4 protein-coding genes are annotated in these 3,633 nt (G+C 64.6%); all 4 read right to left on the minus strand.

All coding sequences use genetic code 11. The annotated features are described in order from the left end of the window. The coding region (locus Q0S16_RS18110) for a pitrilysin family protein (RefSeq protein WP_295850944.1) at positions 1–728 on the minus strand (728 nt) is incomplete at its 3' end. After that, a complete protein-coding gene (thrC, locus tag Q0S16_RS18115) occupies positions 728–2,143 on the minus strand; it encodes a threonine synthase (RefSeq protein WP_295850946.1) in 1,416 nt (471 codons plus the stop codon). The genes Q0S16_RS18110 and thrC, both read right to left, overlap by 1 nt. A gap of 124 nt (positions 2,144–2,267) precedes the next feature. Beyond that, complete coding sequence (locus Q0S16_RS18120; RefSeq protein ID WP_295850949.1) at positions 2,268–3,023, minus strand: SURF1 family cytochrome oxidase biogenesis protein; 756 nt, start codon at positions 3,021–3,023, stop codon at positions 2,268–2,270. Continuing rightward, positions 3,020–3,412 carry a DUF983 domain-containing protein gene (locus tag Q0S16_RS18125; RefSeq protein ID WP_295850952.1) on the minus strand — a complete coding sequence of 131 codons (393 nt, stop codon included), beginning with the start codon at positions 3,410–3,412 and terminating at the stop codon, positions 3,020–3,022. The genes Q0S16_RS18120 and Q0S16_RS18125 overlap by 4 nt, the downstream gene beginning before the upstream one ends. Positions 3,413–3,633 lie beyond the last annotated feature (221 nt).

Below are 3,633 nucleotides of genomic sequence, written 5' to 3' on the forward strand. Positions count from 1 at the left end.
AGCGCCAGCGTCAGATGCGCCTGCTCGAGGTCGCGGTGGACGACGCGCGAGCCGCCCTTGCCGAACTTCGCCGGCTGCGGCTTTGGCGCGGCGGCGCCGGCGAAGCTGGAGAAACGATCGGAAGCCTCGTCGACGACCTGACGGTGGCTGACCGCGCCGGCGGCGGCGACTACCATCTCCGGGCCGCGATAATGCGTCGAGAGATAGTTCTGCAGCGTGTCGCGGTCGAATTCCTTCAGCGTCTTGGCGGTGCCCAGCAGCGAGCGGCCCATCGGCTGGTCGGGATAGCAGAGCTCGTTGAGGTGCTCGAACACGACATCGTCCGGCGTATCGGCGGCGGCGCCGATCTCTTGCACGATCACGCTCTTCTCCCGCTCCAACTCATCGGGCACGAAGGACGGATTCGCCAGAATGTCGGAGAGGACGTCGAGCGCCAGCGGCACGTCGGCCTTCATGACGCGGGCGTAATAGGCCGTGGTCTCGGTCGAGGTCCCGGCATTGAGATCGCCGCCAACCGCCTCGATCTCCTCGACGATCTCACGCGACGACCGCTTCTTGGTGCCCTTGAACGCCATGTGCTCGAGCAGATGCGAGATGCCGTGCTCATTGGGCTTCTCGTCGCGGCCACCGACGCCGGTCCATACCCCGAGCGCAGCGGTCTCCAGATGCGGCATGGTGTCGGTAATGACCGTCAGGCCCGAAGGCAGCTTGGTAACTTCGACGCTCATCAAATAGCTCCTTGCTTCGCGGCACGGCTGACCGACAGCACGAACCGCTCAATGTCGCTTTGGTCATTGTTCATGACTTTTATGTGCTCGGGCTTTTCCATCAGCCCTTCGAGATACACCGGTAGCGCGGGGCGCACGCCGCAGGCGGCTTCCACAGCATCGGGGAACTTGGCCGCATGCGCGGTCGCCAGCACGATATTGGGAACGTGCAGCTCGGTGGTATCGCGATCGGCGACGGCAAGCGCCACCGCGGTATGCGGGTCGATCAAATCGCCGGTCTCACGCCACGCGGTACGGATCGCCGCGGCGGTTTCATCCTCGTCGGCGCGGCCGGCTTCAAAATCCGCACGGATCGCCGTCAGCACCGCTTCCGGCAGCACGAAGCGACCGGACTGTCTCAGCGACTCCATCAGCCCGCGCACCAGCACGGCGTCGCGGCCGGAGGCCTCGAACAGCAGCCGCTCGAAATTCGACGACACCTGGATGTCCATCGACGGCGATGCCGTCTCATGGACTTCGCGGACTTCGTAAATTCCGGTCCGCAGCGTGCGGGCCAGGATGTCGTTGACGTTGGCGGCGATGCGCAGCTTGCGCACTGGCAGGCCCATTCGCTTGGCGACGTATCCGGCAAAAATGTCACCGAAATTTCCGGTCGGCACGGTGAAATCCACCGCGCGGCCGGGCGCGCCGACCGCGACCGCCGACGTGAAGTAGTAGACCACTTGGGCCACGATGCGCGCCCAGTTGATCGAATTGACACCGGACAGCGACACCGCGTCGCGGAATTTGTGGTGGTTGAACAGACCCTTCACGATCGCCTGGCAATCGTCGAAATTACCTTTCACGGCGAGCGCGTGGACATTCGCAGCACCGGCCGTGGTCATCATCCGGCGCTGCACGTCGGAGATCTTGCCGTGCGGAAACAGCACGATCAAATCGACATTGTCGCGGTTGGCGAAGGCGTCAACCGCCGCCCCGCCGGTATCGCCGGAGGTGGCGACGACGATGGTGGTCCGCTCGGTGCGCTTCGCCAGCACATGGTCCATCAGCCGCGCGATCAGCTGCATCGCGACATCCTTGAACGCCAAGGTCGGGCCGTGAAACAGTTCGAGCACGAACTGATTCGGCGCGGTCTGGTCGAGCGGCGCCACCGCGGGATGGCGGAAGGTGGCATAGGCCTCGTTGGCCATGCGCCCGAGATCCTCGTCGGAGATCTCGCCGGCGACAAACGGGCGGATCACCTCGACGGCGACTTCCCAATAGGGCCGGCCGAACAGAGCGGCGATGGTCTCCGGCGAAAACTGCGGCCAGAGTTGCGGCACATAAAGCCCGCCATCGCGGGCCAGCCCGGTCAGCATCACATCGCAGAAGCCCAGAATCGGGGCCTCGCCCCGCGTCGAAATATAGGTCGTCAAAGCGTCCTCCAAAGGCGGCTCACGGCCAAGCCTCTGATAATGATGGGTTAAAACTTCACGCCGGGCGAAATCATCCGGCACCATAAAGCGTTTTGAGCGACAGGGGAAACCGGGAATCAGCAGGCTATGCCCGCCGCTGCCCCTTGATCCACACCGCAAACGCGATGAGGACCGCCGCCGCCAGGCCAAACCAGGTGATGGCGTATTGCAGATGGTCGTCCTTGAGGTGGACTTCGAGCGGGCCAGGTTTTGGAATGCCGCTGGCCGGCGCCGGGGACTCCAAATCAATATAGAACGGCGCCACCTCGCCCCAGCCGAGCTTTTGCGCCATGTCGCGCTGGTCGCGGGTGAACCACAGGCGTTTCTTGACGTCATCATTCGGCGTCAGCGCACCGGCCGCCTCGGGGAACCGCAGATAGCCGTTCATGGTCACCGGCGCGCCGCTGATCAGGCGCTGCACGGCGCGATCCTGCTGGGCGCGCTCCTGCATGGTGTTCTGCACGAAGCCGGCATTGATGACGAGGGTTTCACCGGACGGCAGAAGCGCCGGCACGAATGCCCAGGTCACGGGACCCGGCACGTCCGGCCGCACGCTGGAACCTGATGAGTAGACCATCGCGTCGGGCACCGGCTGCAGCGTCGCAATGAAGCTGACACGGCGAAATTCATCGGCGGCCGGCGTCAGCGCCGACCATGTCGACGGCGCCGGCAGCGCGCCCGGAGCTCCGGCCAGACGCTCGGTCAGCGCCGCTATCAGCGCGTGCTTCTGGGCGCGGCGCTGCATCTGCCAGCCACCCAGACTAAGCAGCACCGCGACGATGACCAGCGTAACCAGGCCGAGGCCGAACATGCTGCGGCGATTGGCGGACAGCGTAGTCATTTCGGGCGGTCGATCAGCTGGCCTTCGGAGGCCTTGTGGTGAAACTGGAGCGCGATCAACAAGGATTTCATCGAGCGCATCGGCAGGATCGTGGTGGCGAGAATCAACGGCAGCCACAGCGCGGCATGCAGCCAGAACGGCGGCTGATATTTTACTTCCACGACCAGCGCGCAGCCGACCACGATGGCGCCGGCGATCATGATCAAAAACACCGCCGCGCCATCGCCGACATCGATGAAGGCGTAGTCGAGGCCGCATTTTTCGCAAGACGGCCGCAAGTCGATGAAGCCGGCGAACAGCTTGCCTTCGCCACAGCGCGGGCATTTGCAGGCGAGGCCGCGGAGAACAGACTGCGACAGCGGGATGGCAATGGGGACGTTATCGGTCATGGCTGTTCTTTCCGCTCTCCCCTTGCGGGAGAGGGTGCCCTCGCGAAGCGAAGGCGGGAGAGGGTAGCGTCAACAGGGTGCCCTCTGCTGTCGTGCCCTGCGTCCGCGCCCCCCTCCGCGGCGCGCAACTTCGCTGCGCTGGGGGAGAGGGGACGAAGAAGGTCGAGCTCCAACAATAAAGGGCGGCCCTGCGGCCGCCCTCTCCTCTAGCACTTTATTAC

Source organism: Tardiphaga sp., assembly GCF_025356345.1.
In the GTDB taxonomy this organism is placed as follows: Bacteria; Pseudomonadota; Alphaproteobacteria; order Rhizobiales; family Xanthobacteraceae; genus Tardiphaga.